Raw genomic sequence first — 18,273 nt, forward strand, 5'->3', positions numbered from 1 at the left:
TATGATCCCTGAAATTGGTTATTTCTCCCTAACACTGGCCTTAGTGCTGAGTGTTTTATTATGTATTTTTCCGTTATGGGGCGCGCACACCGGTAATTTGCGATTAATGCGCGCAGCGCCTTCGTTAGCCGTCGGGCAATTTATGTTTGTTTTAATCTCATTTGCAGCCCTAATCTATGCCAGTTTAACCGATGACTTTACCGTCGCGTATGTCGCGTACCATTCAAGCAGTACATTACCTTGGTATTATAAAATAACCTCTACATGGGGGGCCACGAAGGGGCCATTTTACTATGGTTAGTGATGCAAGCGGGTTGGACTGCGGTAGTGGCTATGCGATCACGCTTACTGCCGTGGATTTTACGAGCACGTGTACTTGGTGTTTTAGGCTTTTTAGGTGTTGGCTTTATGCTCTACACTTTGTTGATGTCGAGCCCATTTGAGCTGTTGTTACCTTACTACCCTGTAGAAGGGCGAGATTTAAACCCCTTATTACAAGACCCTGGAATGATTATCCACCCGCCATTATTGTATATGGGTTATGTTGGGCTTTCTGTATCGTTTTCATTCGCTATTGCAGCTTTATTGACAGGTAAGCTCGACAACTCATGGGCAAAATGGTCGCGTCCGTGGACAATGACCGCTTGGGGCTTTTTAACTCTTGGCCTTACTATTGGTAGTTGGTGGGCATATTCTGAGCTTGGCTGGGGGGGCTGGTGGTTTTGGGATCCAGTTGAAAATGCAGCTCTTATGCCTTGGTTAGTGGCCACCGCATTATTACACTCACTGTCCGTCACCGAAAAGCGCGGTGTATTTAAATCTTGGACCGTACTCTTGGCCATAGCGGGATTCTCATTAAGCTTACTTGGTACATTTATTGTTCGTTCTGGCATTATTGTATCAGTACATGCGTTTGCAACTGATCCGGACCGTGGTTTATTTATCTTGGCGTTTTTGGCTGTCGTGGTAGGTGGTGCACTTACTCTATATGCATTTAGAGTCGCTCAGGTACGCAGTGAAGGACGTTATAAACTCGTGTCTAGAGAAGTTGCATTATGGCTCAATAACATATTTTTGGTTGTTGCCACGTTTATTGTCTTATTGGGTACTTTATTGCCTATGGTTCATAAAGAGATGGGCTTAGGCAGTATTTCAATTGGTGAACCATTTTTTAATAAAATGTTTGCCATTATTTTAGTGCCGTTTGCCATCTTAATGGGCATTGGTCCCTTACTACGTTGGAAACAAAATAAGTGGGGATTTTTACAAAATAAAATGTTGTTTTGCGCTATCGTCAGCATAGCTGTTACGTCAGCGTGGTTGTTTTCATGCTATGACGTTGTAGCACCTTTGACGTTATTGGCAACCACTCTCGCAGTATGGATTGTGGTGACTACTGGTGTTGACTTGTATGTTAAAGCAACCATACAAACTAGTTTTAGCCAAGGCGTGAAACGTTTAGACCTAAGCTATTGGGCAATGGTATTAGGGCATGTAGGTATTGCTTTTATCATCGCTGGCGTCACTTTAACCTCAGCCTATTCTGTTGAACGTGATGTATCTATGAAGCCAGGTGAAGTTGTTCAGTTAAACCAATACCAGTATCGTTTTGAAGGGGTTAATACCATTCGTGGGGCTAATTATAGTGGCCACGCGGGAGAAGTAAGTGTTTTGAAAAATGATAAACTCGAAACCATATTACATGCTGAAAAACGTCGTTATGATATTGGTATGCAGTTTATGACCGAAGCTGCAATCGATGCAGGCTTTACCCGAGACTTATATTTGGCATTGGGTGAGCAACTTAGTAATGGTGGTTGGTCATTACGTATCTATCACAAGCCATTTGTTCGCTGGATGTGGATTGGTGGTATCTTGGTTTCGCTTGCGGGCTTTCTGATTTTAGGTGATAAACGTTATCGTAGTAATAAAAAACGTGAGCAAACTGCAGCGCAGGAGGCAATATGAACCGTAAACTATTAGCTATATTGCCATTGCTGGCATTCATTTTAGTTTGTGTATTTTTATATCAAGGGTTATTCGCCAACCCTCGCGAGTTACAAACAGGAAGAATTGGCCATACGATGCCCGCATTTAATTTGCCAGATTTAATGCAAGATAACAAACGCTGGCAACAAACAGATCTTCAAGGTGAAGTTTACTTACTCAACGTGTGGGGCACGTGGTGTCCAACTTGTCTGGCAGAGCTTGGTTACTTAACTAAATTACGCGAGCAAGGTGTAAAAATAGTAGGCTTGTATTACGTGCAAAGTTACGATGCCGATTTTGATGGCGCATTTGATATGGCTGCACTGCGAGAAGAAGTAAGTAGTATGCTAAGTCGAGCTGGCGACCCGTATCAATTTAATATTCTTGATTTAGAGCGAACATTAGCGCTCGATTTAGGCGTATCTGGTGCACCAGAGACATTTTTGGTCGACCGCAAAGGCACTATCTTATTGCATCATACCGGTGATATTAACCCACGAGTTTGGCGTTCGAAATTTGCACCAATCATGCAGGAGTTACAGCCATGAAGTATTTTTTAATCAGCTTGGTTTTACTTATTAGCTTTGCTGTATCAGCTGAGCAAGACAGGTACGAATTTGCTAATGATGAACAAGCACAGCGTTTTGCAGAGTTAACAAAAGAGCTACGTTGCCCTAAATGTCAGAATCAAAATATTGCAGATTCAGATGCAGTGGTTGCAAAAGACTTGCGTGACAAGGTGTTGGTTTTGGTTAAAGAAGGTAACTCAAAAGATGAAGTCATTGATTACATGATAGATCGTTATGGCTACTTTGTTCATTACGATCCGCCTGTAACGCCGGCTACATTAGTCCTCTGGGTCTTGCCGGTACTGATTGTAGTGTTCGGTTTAGGCTTTATTGTCATTCGTCAACGTAAGGCTGCTGTTAAGCAAACCTGGAACGAACAAGACGAAGCGTTATTAGCAAAATTAATTGCTCAGAATAAACGTCAGGAGCAAAGCTAAATGATTTTAATGTGGACTTCTTTTGCGTTACTAACTTTAGTAGCTGTGGGGTTTGTGGCTTTACCTTTTTTAAAAAAAGAGCGTGTGCAAAGTGTGACGCATAATGCTAATTCAGATCTGATCGCAATTTATCAGCAGCGCTCGGAAGAACTTGCAAACGATTTGCAAGAACAACGTATTGAGCAGCAAAGTTATAATGAATCTGTTATTGAGTTAAAGCGTCGACTATTAAATGAGCTTTCGCCAGAAAAGTCATTGTACAGTCGTGGTAATAATGTCATTTTTGCTTTGACGGGAAGTGTATTTCTAATAGTACTAACAGTGATTTTTTATTCTGCCACTGGATCACAAAAGCAGCTTGAAAACTGGTATGCTGCGATGGACAACTTGCCTGAGTACGGTGAGCGTGCGGTGATGCAACAAGGTGAACCGCTAACCCAAAATGAGTTACAAGCCTTTGCATTAGGTTTGCGTACAAAGCTGGCAGAAAGTGGTGACGATGAGGTTGCTTGGATGTTACTTGGACGTGTAGCTATGTCATTGAATGAGTTTGATATGGCGCAGCAATCGTTTGATAAAGTATTGCAAATTAACCCAGAGCATTTAGGCGTATTAGTCAGCTACAGTCAAGTTTTATTACTGGAAGGAAGCGAAGCCAATATGACCCGTGCAGCAGGCATGTTATCACGGGTATTAAAAAACGAGCCAACCAATATTGATGCCATTTCATTACTTGCTCTTATTGCTTATGAACGACATGACTGGACGCAAGCAAAAGCAGCGTTCGAAGTTTTACTCAGTTCAATGGAGGGGAACGATAGTCGTTACGCAATGGTTGAGCAGCGAATTGTTGATATTGAACAAAAAATTGCAGAGCAAAAAAGCACTATAACACCTGTGGCAAATGCTGCAATGCTATCAAATACAGATGTAGCTACAGATTCAAGTGCTATTATAGTCACAGTGGATTTAGCACCAACATTAGTCGGTAACTTGCCAGAAAATGGCATTTTATTTGTATTTGCCAAAGCTGCTAATGGCCCACCTATGCCGCTTGCTGTGGTAAAATTGACCCAGTTTAGTTTTCCTCTTGAAGTGCAATTAAGTGATAGTAACTCAATGGTAGATGGGCTTACTTTATCATCATCTAAAGAAGTTGTTATCACGGCACGAATTTCGAAAGATGCCTCTGTGATGCCTTCAACAGGTGAGTTAGAAGGTCGTTCGCCAATATTAGAGCGTGAAAATGTCACGCAACATACGCTACTCATTGATGAGATGATCCCTTAAGGATAAAATATGTTTAAACAAACTTTACTAATTTTAGGGTTATTGATTAGTGCCGGTTGTGCACAGGTCCCTGATGAAAAAGTGGATGAGCGAGATCCGCTACAGTCATTTAACCGTCCTATGTATGATTTTAATATGGATGTGTTGGACGCTTATATTTTGCGCCCAGCAGCTGTCGGCTATGTGGCTATTACTCCAACCCCAGTGCGTCGAAGCTTAGTGAATTTCACTGATAATATTAGTGCGCCAACTGATGTGATCAATGCAACTTTACAAGGTAAAGCGGGTAATGCAAGCATCAGTGTTGCACGGTTTTTAGTTAACTCAACGGTAGGTTTGCTAGGGCTATTTGATGTTGCAAGTTCATTAGGCCTTGAAATTATAGATGAAGACTTTGGCCAAACGATGGGGGTTTGGGGCATTGGTGACGGTGCTTACTTAATGCTGCCAGGTATGGGGCCTTCTACTGCACGTAACCTGACTGGTGATGTTGTTGATAACTTTGTATTGCCAGAGATCACCTTAACCACACCGCAAACGGTAGTTGTATTTGCACTTAAAGCTGTAGAGGCAAGGGCGTCGTTAATCCCGCAAGAGAGCCTACTTAATGAGTCGTTGGATCCGTATATCTTTATGAAAGATATTTACTTTCAGCGTCAGCTCTATGAGTTATACGATGGAAACCCACCAATCGAAGAAGAGCCTGATGACTTCGATGAAGACTTTTTAGAAAGTCTATAATTTACCTGACGCGAAGTTAGAAAAAAGCCAGCAAAACTGCTGGCTTTTTTATTTTTGCTTGTAAGTTAAGATAGGCCTATTCGCCTAATACTTTCATTTGTTCATTTGCCCAGCTAAGCGCTTCATGATAGGAGTCAGGTACCTTTTCTGCCGCTAAACCCAATTCATTTTTTATGGCGTTTGCTCCTTCCCAATTCGCTTGCTCGTATAATTTAACTAAACGCAAATACTGGGCGAGAATACCTTGCTCATCAACAAGGGCTACCTTGATATCATTAGAAAGTGGTAATTTATTCATCACACCTTCCATCGTCTCATCTAAAATTGCATCCATTAATGACATCATGCCGGTTAAAAAAGCCATGCCAGTATCTTTCAGTTGATTGTGATTAATAGCTAAAAGTTCGGTAAAGCGGGCACGGGTTAACGATAAACGGATCAACTCTGCGGGTTTGTCGGCAGCGACTTGGGATGCAAATAATAACGATAAAAACTTTTTAATTTCTTCTGCGCCTAGTACTATAAGTGCCTGTTTTATGGTGCTTATCTCTGCTCGGCGTTTGAACGCAGCTGAATTACTATAGCGTAGTAGTTTATATGAAAGAGTTACATCTCGTTCAAAGACACTTGTAATCTTTTTTAAGTTAAGCTCTACCGAAGACGTTTCATAGAGTAACTCTGCGAGCGCCATTTGTGAAGGTGGTAGCGATTTACTTTGCACCATTTCAGGTCTAGAAAAAAGAAACCTTGAAAATAACTAAACCCTAAATCTAACGCTAACTGATAGTTTTCGTAGGTTTCTACTTTTTCTGCGAGTAATTTAATATGACTGAACTGTTTTACTTCTTCAATTACTTGTTTGATGGCTTGAGTGTCGCAGCTTAAAAAATCAATTTTTATAATATCAATATACGGGAAGAAGTGACGCCATACAGGCTGATGTATGTAATCATCAAGTGCTAGAGTATAGCCTTTTTCTTTAAGATCTTTAACCAGTGCGAGAAGGCGCTTACCTGGTTGTATAGTTTCTAAAATTTCAACAACTATCTGCTCTTTACCCAGTAAAGTCGGGTAGCCTTTTTGCAGTGTTTTTAAAGTAAAATTAATATAGGCGGGTTTATTGTCTGTTAAATCTTCTAAACCAAAATTAAACTGACTGCCTTCAATTAAACGAGAAGTTGCTTCATCACCATCAATATCAGGAAAAACATTATCAACGCCATCTCGAAAGAGTAACTCATAGCCGACGAGTTTTTTTTCACGATCTAAAATGGGCTGACGCGCAGCGTAAAAATACATAAACAACAGATCCGATTGATTTAAACATTAACAGAGGCAATATAAGACAAAACATAGAAAATAGCATTAATTATATTTTACAGACCTACTGCTAAAGTACTGATTTTTTATAAATATATTGTTTTAATCGTAAGGCAATTAATATTAAATTTCCATTTATATCCTCTTAAATAAAAAAAATAGTTAAAAACCTATTAACCTCAGTTACTTATTTGATTAACGCAGAGAGTGGAGTTATTTGCCCCAGCCATGATATAGTCAGGTCCTAAGTTGGTTTTTACACCAATAATGTCTTTTGTATTACATTGATTAATGAGTCATTATTAGGATTAAAAGCCAGATTTAAACTTCTTAAGCGGAGGCAAATTTGGAAACAGGAATGATTATTTCTTTAGCTGCGTATTTTATCGTTATGTTAGGGATTGGCCTATATGCGTATAAACAGTCAACCAGTGATGTATCTGGTTATATGCTGGGTGGGCGTAGTTTGTCACCTTCAGTAGCTGCACTTTCAGCAGGCGCGTCAGATATGAGCGGCTGGATATTAATGGGTTTACCTGGTGCTATGTTTGTAACCGGCTTTAGTAGCACTTGGATTGCAATTGGGTTAGTACTCGGGGCTTGGGCAAACTACTTCTTAGTGGCACCACGGCTTAGGGTTTACACTGAGAAAGCAAATGACTCAATCACCATTCCAGACTATTTCTCAAATCGTTTCACCGATAAATCAAACTTACTCCGTGTGGTATCAGCGGTTGTGATTATTGTGTTCTTTACACTCTACACTTCTTCGGGCGTGGTTGCTGGCGGTAAGTTATTCGAAAGCTCGTTTGGCTTGAGCTATGAAATGGGTCTTTACATAACAACAGGCGTGGTTGTTTTATACACCTTGTTTGGTGGTTTCTTAGCAGTAAGCTTAACCGACTTTGTACAAGGCTGTATTATGTTTGTTGCATTAATATTGGTACCGACAGTCGCGTATTCATTATTGGAGCAACCATTAGAATCTACATTGCATAGTGTTAATCCAGATATGCTTAACTGGATTGGTGCAGGCTCTATATTAGGTATAATTTCGGCGATGGCGTGGGGCTTAGGCTATTTTGGTCAACCACATATTATTGTACGTTTTATGTCTGTACGTAGTGTAAAAGATATGCCGACTGCTCGTCGCATTGGTATGAGCTGGATGATAATAGCTGCTATTGGTGCTGTAGGCACTGGTTTATTTGGTGCAGCTTATACCTACGAAAATAATATTGTAGTAGATGATCCTGAGACTATTTTCTTGATTTTGTCAGAGCTGTTATTCCATCCCTTAATTGCAGGCTTTTTATTAGCAGCAATTTTGGCTGCTATAATGAGTACCATTTCGTCACAGCTACTTGTCAGCTCAAGTTCATTGACTGAAGATTTTTATAAAACCTTCTTACGTAAAGAGGCAAGTGACACTGAACTGGTAACAGTAGGGCGTATTAGCGTTGCCATTGTCGCGCTATGTGCAATCTACTTAGCGTATGATCGCGATAGTTCAATATTAGATTTAGTCAGTAATGCATGGGCTGGTTTTGGTGCCGCATTTGGTCCACTGGTATTATTTAGCCTGTATTGGAAACGAATGAACTTTGCTGGCGCACTTGCTGGTATGCTAGTGGGTGCTATAACCGTATTGGTCTGGATTTATGCGCCTATAACAATTGATGGTGAAAAACTCAGTAGCCTTATTTACGAGATTGTACCTGGCTTTATTCTTTCAAGTATTGCCATTTTAGTCGTAAGCTTAGCGACACCTGCTCCAAGTAATGAAATTACTACTTTATTTGATGATGTAGAAAAGTCACTGTAAGTAACTAAAATTCAGGTGAAGTTTTAAAACACGCATAAAAAAGGAGCCTAAGAGCTCCTTTTTTCTTGAATTAAGCTTTATTAACTTGCGGCTTTATCTTCAGGATTTTTTGTTTCAGTGGTTGCCGTGTCTTTCTTTGTTTTTGCAGCTGGTTTGCTTACAGGTTCTTTTGCGCCTTTTAATACATTAATGAAATCATCTTTGCTTTTTGCGATTTCAAGCGCTAAAGATTCAATTTGTTGCTCGCTTAAGGGGACATCCACTTTTTCGAGCATTACTTCAAGTGATTCTGCAATATCGAGCATTTTGTCATACGCATCAGCTTCTTTTTTAGTAGTAAACGTCATTCGCTCGACTCCGTTTCTTTCTACAACATATTTAACAACAACAGCCATGATCTCTCCTGCCAATTAGCTTAGTGTGAATTAACGCACTGATATTGATTACTGTTTTTATATACAGTAATTGTTTGCGGGCGTATTTGCAAGTGAACTTTTTTATTTTTTATTATAGGTACAGTTGACAAAGTAATTGCTCTTTACTTTATTTATAGAGTCACACTTTTTTAGTACCTAATGGTTTTTATGTTAGTTAAAAGGGTGTCGTAAACATTTACTATTAATTGAGTCCATGTATGGATATCACGGAGGAAAACATGAAGTTACTAAGTTTAGTAGTTGTACTAGTCAGTTTAGGCTTTATAAGCCCAAGTTATGCGAGCGATACTAAGTCTGCACCAGTAAGTCAGGCAGTAAAAAAGCTTGAGAGTATCAATATAAATAAAGCCAGTGTAGAGCAACTGATGCAGTTACCTGGTATTGGTAAGTCAAAGGCGCGCGCTATTATTGACTATCGAACAAAGCAAGGAAAATTTAAATCAGTTGCTGATTTAACGAACGTGAAGGGCATTGGAGATAAATTGCTGGCAAAGTTAGATGGCAAAATAAAAACCTAAGCTTATAGCTAAGTTATAGATTAATTACTTGATAATATAAGCAAAGATTTACAAGGCGAATTAGTTTTCGCCTTGCTTTCCTTCTTGTTGCTTTAATGCATCGGCTATAAAAGGCCTTGCAAACGCAATTTCAACGGGTGTGGTTAATAACGGGTAGCTTAAACCTGCTACTAATAAAGCTGCTAACATTAACCAACCTTCAATATAAATAAGAGAGGCGAATACAGGCGTTAGTAACAGCAATTTGACAATACGTAAGCTGATCTTTTGCAGTGGTGAAAGCATTGATAAGGCAACTGCAATTATGTGTTGGCGTTGACGTACTTTAAGGTGCTGCAATTGCTTAACTTGGCTTGAAAAAAACGCAAACATTATACGCTCTTCTTAATCATTAGGCGTGAAAAAACAACCACGATTAAAACTAAGCTGAACAAGCCAAAGATAATTTCCATCCATGCAGGCATACTTAAGCCTAAAAATTGCCAATCAATATTACCGCAGTCGCCTGTAGCAGCAAAAAATTGCGGCATCCACTCATGTAACGGCACGGGAAAATTAGGTTCAAACTCACAGCTAAATGCGAATGGGTCGGTTGTCGTTTGCATATCAATATGTTCACGGGCCAATAAAAAGCCCCATATACTCGCAACAGCCCAGCTAGAAAGTGCAGTAATGCGTATTATTATGTTACTTGGATTAATCGCCCCAATAATCCCTGCGATTAATAGACCGAGCATCGCTGTTCGTTGATATATACACATGATACAAGGCTCTAAGCCCATTTGATATTGGAAAAATAAAGCAATAACTTCAAATGTAAAAGCAGTCAATGCTAATAAAACCCAAGGCGTACGTCTGTGCGCTAAACTTGCTAACCAATTCATAAGATTTCCGTTTATCTATTTTATAGTGAGATTATGGCTTAGTCATTAATCAAGGTGCAAGGATAAACCTCTCTGAGTTATTAAAATCATGCAAATGCTTGTTAAATTGCTTTATAAGATGCGTTTGCTAAGTTTTATCGTGCTCTGTTTCATTAAGTAGTTATTATCTAAATTGCACTAACCTGAAAAATAGCCCAGTTCTGAGTTACTTTACTTGTTAGTTTTGCTTCGTCTGGTACAATCAGTCAGTTAATAGCATTTAAGTGAAGTAATATTGATAACTCAAGTGGGAATTGAATGAGAATTTTTAAAGCGAAAAGTCCAGCTGGATTTGCAGAAGAGTATATAGTTGAATCAATCTGGAATGGTGATTTCCCTCCAGGCTCTATACTTCCTGCTGAGCGCGAGTTATCAGAGCTAATCGGTGTTACCCGTACTACATTACGTGAAGTTCTGCAGCGTTTAGCGCGTGATGGTTGGTTAACCATTCAACATGGTAAACCCACACGAGTAAATAATTTTTGGGAAACATCTGGCTTAAATATTCTTGAAACACTTGCTCGTCTTGATGAAGACAAAATGCCAGAGCTTACCGACCAGTTACTTTCTGCACGTACTAATATCAGTGCAATCTATACGCGTGCTGCAATCAAGCTAGCGCCAGAGCGTGTAATTGAAATCCTTTCACAAAGTGACGAGTTAGAAGACAGCGCGCAAGCATTTGCCGATTATGATTATAAAGTTCATCACGAATTAGCGGTTGCAGGTAACAATCGAATATATGTGCTAATTTTAAATGGCTTTAAAGGTTTCTATTCAAAAATTGGTTGCCATTACTTTTCAGATCCAGGCACTCGTCAGTTGGCACGTCAATTTTACAAAGACTTGACGACATTAGCTGAAAACCGAGAGCATGATGGCGCTATTTCTATGATGCGTAAATATGGTCACCAGACAGGTGAAATCTGGCAAGAAATTCGCGGTGATATGCCAGAAAATATTATGGATTAACGATCATAGCATTAAAATAAAAAGCCTGTTTTTACAGGTTTTTTTGTGCGTTATTGTTGTGTATTTAAGTATTCTATATTTTCGATTGCAGTGATTTGAAAATCCGATTATCTATTTGGTCTGATTACCCCTAAAATATTTCAACAATTATGCGTGCTAGCCCTTGGTATTTAATTTTTAGATCCCATAATAAAGCAAGCATTGCGTAAGCAATTAGAAATAAACTCAAATATTTGGAGAATAAAATGGGTGTATTAGTAGGCCGCCAGGCACCAGACTTTACCGCTGCAGCAGTACTAGGTAACGGCGAGATCGTAGATAGCTACAATCTTCACGAAACAATCAAAGGTAAAAAAGCAGTTATCTTCTTTTACCCACTCGATTTCACTTTCGTATGTCCTTCTGAACTAATTGCTTTTGACAAGCGTTATGAAGAATTCCAAAAGCGTGGCGTTGAAGTAATCGGTGTTTCAATCGATTCACAATTCTCGCACAACGCATGGCGTAAAACTGCTGTGGCAGACGGCGGTATCGGTGAAGTTAAATATGCATTAGTTGCAGACGTTAAACACGAAATCTGTAAAGCGTATGACGTTGAGCACCCAGAAGCTGGCGTTGCATTTCGTGGTTCATTCTTAATCGACGAAGAAGGTAATGTACGTCACCAAGTAGTTAATGATTTACCGCTTGGCCGTAATATCGATGAAATGCTACGTATGGTTGACGCACTAGCGTTCCATAGCGAGCACGGCGAAGTATGTCCTGCTGGTTGGACTGAAGGTAAAAAAGGTATGGACGCAAGCCCTGCAGGCGTTGCTAAGTTCCTATCTGAAAACGAAGGCGACCTATAATTTAGGCCTTTGTTTTAGACTATAAAAAACCCGCCAAATGGCGGGTTTTTTTGTTATCTTTAGTTTTAGAATGAGAACGACACTTTGGTGTAAATGTAACGTCCTCGAGGATTGTGCACTGCTGATGCGTAGCCATACAAGTCGTTATCACCATCGCCAATGGCAAATGGTGGTTCTTCATCAAATAAATTATTGACGCCTATTGAGATTTTAGTTGATTCGGTAATGCGATAAGCTGTTTGCAAATCAACTAAAACTTGTGAGTCAACCATTCTCGATGTGTTGCTATCAAAGTCAAGGGTGCCATCAAAGTTGATATCTGGCGTATCTTCAAACTCCCCAACATAACTGATATTTACATTGGTGTTAAATTCACCGAGCTCCCAGTTAGTTGAAAAAATCCCACGGTGCTCTGGGTAACCATATTCACCTGTATAATCACGGCCGTCTTTTTCAAATTTATTTTGGTATGCCCATTCTAAATTGAATTTAAGTAACCCTAAATCATTCAATGAATGATTATAGTTTGCCGAGAAGTCGATACCAGATACTTCTTGTGAAGAGACATTCTCAAAAGTACTGTGAATTTTTTGTATCACTCCGAGGGTTTCGCTTCCAGATGGGGCCAAACGAACACAGATAGTACTGTTTTGATTATCACATTCTGCATCATAGATAGGGCCAAATCCTTGCTCATCAATTTTATTGTCTTGAGTTATACTCCACACATCGATACTTAAACCAAGCTCTGCTGTAGGAGCCCAAATAAAGCCAACGTTCCATGACTCAGACTCTTCGGCTTGTAAATCAGGATTACCTGCAAATTGAATATTGTAATCCAGGGCATCACAGTCAAGACCAGTAGCCTGACAGCGATAGGTATCAACAAAGAATTGACTTTTCTCTGATGGCCCTAACCCTATTTGCGCTAATGATGGGGCCCTGAATCCTTGCGCCCAAGAGCCACGAATCGTTATTTCGTCCGTAGGTGCCCAGCGCAATGCTACTTTAGGGTTTGTTGTGGTGCCAAAATCGCTGTAATCATCATAACGCCCAGCTAGTTGTAATTCTAAGCTATCAGCTAAAGGAAGTGAGAACTCAACATAAGCTGCGTACTGGTCGCGCTCAGCCGCTGCAGAAACGGATTCGGTGCCAAAAATCAAACCACGTTGAAATTGGTCATCGGGGATATCACTGACATCTTCTTCACGATACTCAATCCCCGCGGCCATCATTACGGCGCTATCACCGAAGCTAAACGCTTCACCTGTTATATTGGCATCAAATGACGTCATATGTGATTCGCCACGACGAACTAAGCTGGTTGTAATACGATCGATTACAGCCGGATTATTATAAGTGCCACCAAAAGGGTTATAAGTTCCTGCGTCAATTTCTTGTTGTAAAAAATCTGTTCTTACCCAGCCTTGAGTACGGTCACCCGTTTGCAATGATTTACTGCGGCCTTTTTGTACAGCGGCTTCCCAACCCCAGTCATTTATTTCGCCTTTTAAACCAGCCACAAAGCGTAAGGTATCAGACTCAATATCCCATTGGCGTGCACCAGCATCTACAGTTCTATAGAAGTTGATCCCCACTTGTTGACCGAATGGGTTATTAGGGTGATTAGCTGGCACAGTTAAGCCTGCATCCTTATCCAGTGGCGTTGGTGCACCCATTGCGATAGAGTTGTTGTGTTGTACTGCCAGTTCCATAAAAGCTGTTATGCCATTATCAAAGTTATATTCAAACTGTGAGATAGCACCAACACGCTCTGAAGCTGGAGAAATATACCCAAAAGGACCATAATCAAATACACAGCTATTGCTGCTACTTAATTGATCTGTAGGACAACTCGGGTCGGGGGTTTGGGTGCCATTTACATCAAATGTTCCAGGGAAACCTCGAGATGATCGAAAATCCATGCCGCCGTATGGAGCTTGATTTGCGGTACCTAAACTGCCCATTTCGTTTGATGATAAAGAGGTATTTTTAAAATAATCAACGATGACTGAAGCGCTGCTTTTCTCATTTGAAGTACCCCAAACAATACTCGCTGAGGTTTCTTCATAATTAGGGCCATCAGTACCACCATAACCAAGGTTTACTTCAAGACCATTGATATCTTTTTTCAAAATAATATTAACTACACCAGCAACAGCATCTGAACCATAAATCGCAGATGCACCATCTTTTAAAATATCGATGCGTTCAATAGCTGAGACTGGAATGCTGTTGATGTCAACGAATGAGTTAGTGATACTCTCGGCAAAAGCACTAATTGCTACTCGGCGCCCGTTGATCAAAACAAGTGTGGCATCTGCACCAAGGCCGCGCAGAGAGACTGCCGCAGCTCCATTCGCTGTCGAGTCTTGGTTATTACCTCGGGTAGAAAAAGTACCATTACCAGCAACGGGCATTCGCTCAAGTAGTTGCTGAAGATTGTCATAACCCATGTTATCAATATCTGCACGGCTAATTGATTGGACCGGCGAAGGGCCTTCTATATCAGTGCGTTTAATTCTAGAGCCAGTAACTTCAATGCGTTCGACTTTCTTTGCTTCGTCTGCTGCGTTTACATGTGCAGAATAACCAGTAGAGAGAGCAAGTGTTATGCTTGCCAGTAGGGTAGGTTTAAATGGTAGTAATTGCTTCATCCTTTAAGTCCTTGTTGTCATGATAAATATATTTGGTTCTATAACCGGTAATATTAATACCATGTAACCTAGGTGTTATCAAATTGTTTGTTTTGAGTGCGGTTTTTGAGCAGTGAGTGGAATTTGAATAGGTAAACAAAAACGCCTAACTGAGTTAGGCGTTTTTGGAATTAAACTTTGTGTTTCATTAATCGTTCTTTTTCACGAGACCAGTCTTTATTTTTACCGTCTTCTCGTTTGTCATGCATTTTTTTACCTTTACCTAGGTGAAATTCAAGTTTAACCCAGCATTTCTTCCAATACATGGCAGTGGCAATTAATGAATACCCATCTCGCTCGGTAGCACCTACCAATCGATCTAGCTCTCGCCTGCTTAGAAGTAGCTTACGATAACGCATGGGGTCACAAATAACATGGGTAGAGGCACTGTTAAGTGGCTGTATTTGACTGCCAAGTAAAAATGCTTCGCCATTTTTAAGGTGAATATAAGTTTCAGAGATATTTACTTTGCCAGCTCGGATGCTTTTTACTTCCCAGCCCTGCAGTTCGACACCTGCTTCAAACTTGTCGTGTAAAAAATACTCATGACGCGCCTTTTTATTCAACGCGATGGTATTCGTTGTCGATTTAGATGATTTTTTCTTAGCCATAGTGCCCATATTATACGTAAAGCTCTGCTTTTTACATCGATTTTTTAAATTTGCAGATAAAATTTGATGTAAATAAAGCGTCTGGAAAGTTTGGGGAAAAACGCAAAGCTTGCTAAAATTCGCCCACACAGTTGGGAGTGAGTATGCCACAAATAGAAAAAAGTGCGCTAGTAATGTATAGCAGCAAAGAGATGTTTAACTTAGTAAATGATGTGGATGCTTATCCTGAATTTTTACCACATTGTTCTGATGCAAAAATAGTTACCCAGCAAGCTAATACCATGACCGCCAGCTTAGAAATTTCAAAAGCAGGAATAAAAAAATGGTTCACTACTCAAAATACGTTTGTTGATGAGAACACTGTAAAGCTCCAGTTAGTTGATGGCCCATTTAAATCACTTCAGGGGCAGTGGCATTTTCGGACATTAGATGAGAGCGCATGCAAAGTAGAATTGCGTTTAGAGTTTGAATTTTCAAGTAAACTAATAGAGTTAGCCTTTGGTAAAATTTTTAATGATGTTGCCAAAAATATGGTCAATGCGTTTACGCAAAGAGCAAAAAGATGTTTATGGACCACGAATATGATTAATGTAGAAGTCGTTTTTGCACTACCAACCACAGCAACGAGTTTACAAGTATCAGTGCCTGTTGGCAGTACCGCAGAAGAAGCTGTTATTAAGTCAGGTATACTAGAAAAGTGCCCTGAAATTGATGCATCAAAATTAACCCTTGGTATCTGGAATCGAACGTGCAAATTAACTCAAGTGTTAGAGCAAGGCGATAGAGTTGAAATATACCGACCTTTAATTGCAGATCCAAAAGACGCAAGGCGTAAACGTGCAGAAAAAGCCAAAGATGAAGGTCGAGCTAACAAAATTACTGGTGGGCGCCCAATAGATAAAGCTAAATAGCTTTAAACAAAAAAGGTTAGCTGTTGCTAACCTTTTGTCTGAATTAATAAAATTAGTTTATTGTTCTAGAGGTGTATTAAACTCTTCGGGTTGTTTGTAATCGCCAGATAAAGATACTAGCTTTTCATTTTCAAAATTAAGTGTGAGTGATTTACGCTGTTCATTGTCACGGCCTAGATTGAATGAATACAAATAGTGCCATGTATTTTTATCAAAAGCGTCTTCAGCGACAGGTTTACCTAATACATAAACTACTTGCTCTCGTGTCATATTTATACGAAGTTTATCAACATCGGTTTGCTCTAAAAAGTTACCTTGAGGAATGTTGATACGGTAAACCCAGCTAGAACAACCTGCGGTTGCGCTTAAAGTAAGTGCGACAATAAACCAAAGAGAAAGAGATTTTAACGACTGCATTGTTAGTTTGGATCCTTATTTTTTATAAACTGCATGATACCGATTAGTCACCTAAGGTAAAACCTTTTTGCACAATTGTTTGGCAGTTAATTTTTACTATCTATGTTTGGAGTGATAGTTTGACCATAAAGTCCGCGAAAAGTTTAACTGTACTAAAAAAAACAAAGTCGAAAAAAACGATGGAAAATAACTGGTGGATTTATATTGTACAAACTAGGCTAGGGCACTGGTATACAGGAATTTCTACTGATGTAGCACGGCGTTTTACTGCACATCAATCGGGTAAAGGCGCAAAAAATCTACGTGGTAAAGGGCCGCTTACATTAGTTTATCAACAGCAAGTTGGCAGTCGCAGTGACGCAACTAAGTTAGAAATGAAAATTAAGCGCCTTTCTAAAGCGCAAAAGCGTGAATATGTTGCAACTGAGCATCATCCGCTTAAAATACAGAACAATCTGCCCGCCGAATAAACTGCTCAATGAAGCTAACGGTTGCTAAATAAAGGGGCTTATCTATATTCTCATAGGTATCAGTTACTTTGTGATGATGCTGATCTTCACCCATACCAAAGTAGAGTGTATTTATGCCTACTTTTGTAAATGAATAGTGGTCGCTTGCTTTTCGCCAATCAATCCTATTTTCTTTGAGCCAATGGTTCATTTGCCTTGTCGAGCTACTAATACGTATGTTTAGCTTAGTGTTTTTGATCTCCCCAGTAAGTTTGCTTATGGGTTGTTTTAGTTTATAAGACGTAAATATATATAAAGTTGGATCGCTGGGTTTTACTGCTAACATATCAAGATTAATATTAAGCTTTTTATTGGGCGCTTCTAACTGGCTAACAAAAGACTTACTCCCATGGAGACCATTTTCTTCGGCGTCGGTTGCGACAAAAACGATATTGAAATCACGGGGGAGTTTCTTAGCGTGTCAGCTAAGTATAATAATGCACTTACTCCACTAGCATTATCATTAGCGCCAGCATACAACTTATTCCCTTTCAGACCGAGATGGTCATAATGTGCGGTTATTATTAGCAACGGAGCTTGCGCGGTATCAGTTGTGAGTCTAGCAATGACATTTATGCCCGTTGCCGTGGAGAAAAAACCATGACGGTAAGTAAATTTTTGTAATTGAGCCTTATAACCTAATTCTTCAAATCGAGAGTATATAAAATCCGATGTGGCAAGCGCACCGGGTGTATTAGTTTTTCTACCTGCAAACTCTAAAGAGCTTAGGTGTTTTAAGTCATTCATCAACCGCAGGGTGGATGCATAAGTAAAATGAGTAATAAAAGCACAACAATAAAAGAGTGCGTATATGATTTTTCTATCAATCATTTTTTGCTGTCATCGTACTCAAAGCGCTTAGTTTGGAGCTGTAACGCTTTTTATCGTGTGTAAAATAGGCATATTTATTTGCTAATCGTAGGTGTTTGTTAACTTGTTTAAAGTCACCTAGCTGATAATAGGTCCGGGCTAAACCAAAATAACTATTGTGAAGCGAGCTGTCGAGCCGCCTTGCTTTGTTGAAATGCTTGATTGCATCTCGGTAAGCGTTTGCTTGGTAGGCGAAATTACCCAGCGATATATGATAATACGGGTTACTTTGTCTTTTATTGTGTAATTGGGTCAATATTTCCTTGGCTTGCGTGTCTCGACCAGTGAGCTGGTACAGTAACGCTAAATTCCCTAGTGCAGTATTATTATCTTCATCAATTGCCAACGCATGATTATATGCAAGTTCTGCAGTCTTCAATTGGTTGT

General features: G+C 39.7%; 17 protein-coding genes and 4 pseudogenes. 12 read left to right on the forward strand and 9 right to left on the reverse strand.

Annotated features, from left to right (window positions below; genetic code table 11):
• The first annotated feature begins 1 nt into the window (after position 1).
• From ACU8V8_RS03660 to ACU8V8_RS03680, 5 genes and pseudogenes are all read left to right on the forward strand, one after another.
• Positions 2–1,968 (forward strand): annotated as a pseudogene (locus ACU8V8_RS03660) (heme lyase CcmF/NrfE family subunit).
• Positions 1,965–2,537: a redoxin family protein gene (locus ACU8V8_RS03665; RefSeq protein ID WP_446888881.1), complete on the forward strand. Its 573-nt coding sequence runs from the start codon at positions 1,965–1,967 to the stop codon at positions 2,535–2,537. The pseudogene ACU8V8_RS03660 and the gene ACU8V8_RS03665 overlap by 4 nt, the downstream one beginning before the upstream one ends.
• Positions 2,534–2,995: a cytochrome c-type biogenesis protein gene (locus ACU8V8_RS03670; RefSeq protein ID WP_446888882.1), complete on the forward strand. Its 462-nt coding sequence runs from the start codon at positions 2,534–2,536 to the stop codon at positions 2,993–2,995. The genes ACU8V8_RS03665 and ACU8V8_RS03670 overlap by 4 nt, the downstream gene beginning before the upstream one ends.
• Positions 2,996–4,285 (forward strand): c-type cytochrome biogenesis protein CcmI, encoded by a 1,290-nt coding sequence (ccmI, locus tag ACU8V8_RS03675; RefSeq protein ID WP_446888883.1) that lies wholly within the window; start codon positions 2,996–2,998, stop codon positions 4,283–4,285. It begins immediately after the preceding gene.
• A gap of 9 nt (positions 4,286–4,294) precedes the next feature.
• On the forward strand, positions 4,295–5,026 hold the full coding sequence (locus ACU8V8_RS03680) for an MlaA family lipoprotein (protein WP_446888884.1): 732 nt from the start codon (positions 4,295–4,297) through the stop codon (positions 5,024–5,026).
• Positions 5,027–5,102: 76 nt separating this feature from the next.
• Here the strand turns inward: ACU8V8_RS03680 and ACU8V8_RS03685 are convergent.
• Positions 5,103–6,325, reverse strand: a pseudogene (locus ACU8V8_RS03685) (EAL and HDOD domain-containing protein).
• A 367-nt stretch (positions 6,326–6,692) separates the two neighbouring features.
• On the opposite strand from ACU8V8_RS03685, the gene putP reads away from it, so the two are divergent.
• Positions 6,693–8,171, forward strand: coding sequence for a sodium/proline symporter PutP (gene putP / locus ACU8V8_RS03690; protein WP_446888885.1), 1,479 nt, complete (start codon positions 6,693–6,695; stop codon positions 8,169–8,171).
• A gap of 80 nt (positions 8,172–8,251) precedes the next feature.
• On the opposite strand, the gene ACU8V8_RS03695 is transcribed toward putP, so the two are convergent.
• Positions 8,252–8,566, reverse strand: a complete 315-nt coding sequence (locus tag ACU8V8_RS03695; protein ID WP_446888886.1) for a YebG family protein — start codon at positions 8,564–8,566, stop codon at positions 8,252–8,254.
• A gap of 260 nt (positions 8,567–8,826) precedes the next feature.
• On the opposite strand from ACU8V8_RS03695, the gene ACU8V8_RS03700 reads away from it, so the two are divergent.
• Positions 8,827–9,126 carry a ComEA family DNA-binding protein gene (locus ACU8V8_RS03700; RefSeq protein ID WP_446888887.1) on the forward strand — a complete coding sequence of 100 codons (300 nt, stop codon included), beginning with the start codon at positions 8,827–8,829 and terminating at the stop codon, positions 9,124–9,126.
• Positions 9,127–9,186: 60 nt separating this feature from the next.
• Here ACU8V8_RS03700 and ACU8V8_RS03705 read toward each other — a convergent pair whose 3' ends face one another.
• Positions 9,187–9,498 (reverse strand): hypothetical protein, encoded by a 312-nt coding sequence (locus ACU8V8_RS03705; protein ID WP_446888888.1) that lies wholly within the window; start codon positions 9,496–9,498, stop codon positions 9,187–9,189.
• Positions 9,498–10,010 (reverse strand): disulfide bond formation protein DsbB, encoded by a 513-nt coding sequence (gene dsbB / locus ACU8V8_RS03710; RefSeq protein WP_446888889.1) that lies wholly within the window; start codon positions 10,008–10,010, stop codon positions 9,498–9,500. Before dsbB ends, ACU8V8_RS03705 begins: the two co-directional genes overlap by 1 nt.
• Positions 10,011–10,307: 297 nt before the next feature.
• Between dsbB and fadR the strand changes: the two genes are divergently transcribed.
• Positions 10,308–11,021 carry a fatty acid metabolism transcriptional regulator FadR gene (fadR, locus tag ACU8V8_RS03715; protein ID WP_446888890.1) on the forward strand — a complete coding sequence of 238 codons (714 nt, stop codon included), beginning with the start codon at positions 10,308–10,310 and terminating at the stop codon, positions 11,019–11,021.
• Positions 11,022–11,266: 245 nt separating this feature from the next.
• A complete protein-coding gene (locus ACU8V8_RS03720) occupies positions 11,267–11,872 on the forward strand; it encodes a peroxiredoxin (protein ID WP_058559809.1) in 606 nt (201 codons plus the stop codon).
• Positions 11,873–11,937: 65 nt separating this feature from the next.
• Here ACU8V8_RS03720 and ACU8V8_RS03725 read toward each other — a convergent pair whose 3' ends face one another.
• A complete protein-coding gene (locus ACU8V8_RS03725) occupies positions 11,938–14,529 on the reverse strand; it encodes a TonB-dependent receptor (RefSeq protein ID WP_446888891.1) in 2,592 nt (863 codons plus the stop codon).
• 170 nt (positions 14,530–14,699) lie between these two features.
• Complete coding sequence (smpB, locus tag ACU8V8_RS03730) at positions 14,700–15,179, reverse strand: SsrA-binding protein SmpB (RefSeq protein WP_087530942.1); 480 nt, start codon at positions 15,177–15,179, stop codon at positions 14,700–14,702.
• A 143-nt stretch (positions 15,180–15,322) separates the two neighbouring features.
• Here smpB and ACU8V8_RS03735 point away from each other — a divergent pair.
• A pseudogene (locus ACU8V8_RS03735) lies at positions 15,323–15,764 on the forward strand (type II toxin-antitoxin system RatA family toxin).
• Entirely contained in the window at positions 15,761–16,090 is a 330-nt protein-coding gene (locus ACU8V8_RS03740) for an RnfH family protein (RefSeq protein ID WP_087530834.1), read from the forward strand. Before ACU8V8_RS03735 ends, ACU8V8_RS03740 begins: the two are co-directional and overlap by 4 nt.
• Positions 16,091–16,147: 57 nt before the next feature.
• On the opposite strand, the gene ACU8V8_RS03745 is transcribed toward ACU8V8_RS03740, so the two are convergent.
• Entirely contained in the window at positions 16,148–16,507 is a 360-nt protein-coding gene (locus ACU8V8_RS03745; RefSeq protein ID WP_446888892.1) for an outer membrane protein assembly factor BamE, read from the reverse strand.
• A gap of 119 nt (positions 16,508–16,626) precedes the next feature.
• Between ACU8V8_RS03745 and ACU8V8_RS03750 the strand changes: the two genes are divergently transcribed.
• The gene (locus ACU8V8_RS03750) at positions 16,627–16,977 is read left to right on the forward strand and encodes a GIY-YIG nuclease family protein (protein WP_446888893.1); all 351 of its coding nucleotides are present in this window, start codon (positions 16,627–16,629) and stop codon (positions 16,975–16,977) included.
• Here the strand turns inward: ACU8V8_RS03750 and ACU8V8_RS03755 are convergent.
• Both ACU8V8_RS03755 and ACU8V8_RS03760 read right to left on the reverse strand, forming a co-directional pair.
• Positions 16,946–17,847, reverse strand: a pseudogene (locus ACU8V8_RS03755) (M28 family peptidase). The gene ACU8V8_RS03750 and the pseudogene ACU8V8_RS03755 sit on opposite strands and share 32 nt — an antisense overlap.
• The gene (locus tag ACU8V8_RS03760) at positions 17,840–18,265 is read right to left on the reverse strand and encodes a tetratricopeptide repeat protein (protein ID WP_446888894.1); all 426 of its coding nucleotides are present in this window, start codon (positions 18,263–18,265) and stop codon (positions 17,840–17,842) included. The pseudogene ACU8V8_RS03755 and the gene ACU8V8_RS03760 overlap by 8 nt, the downstream one beginning before the upstream one ends.
• Positions 18,266–18,273 lie beyond the last annotated feature (8 nt).

The organism is Pseudoalteromonas sp. SaAl2 (assembly GCF_052947895.1).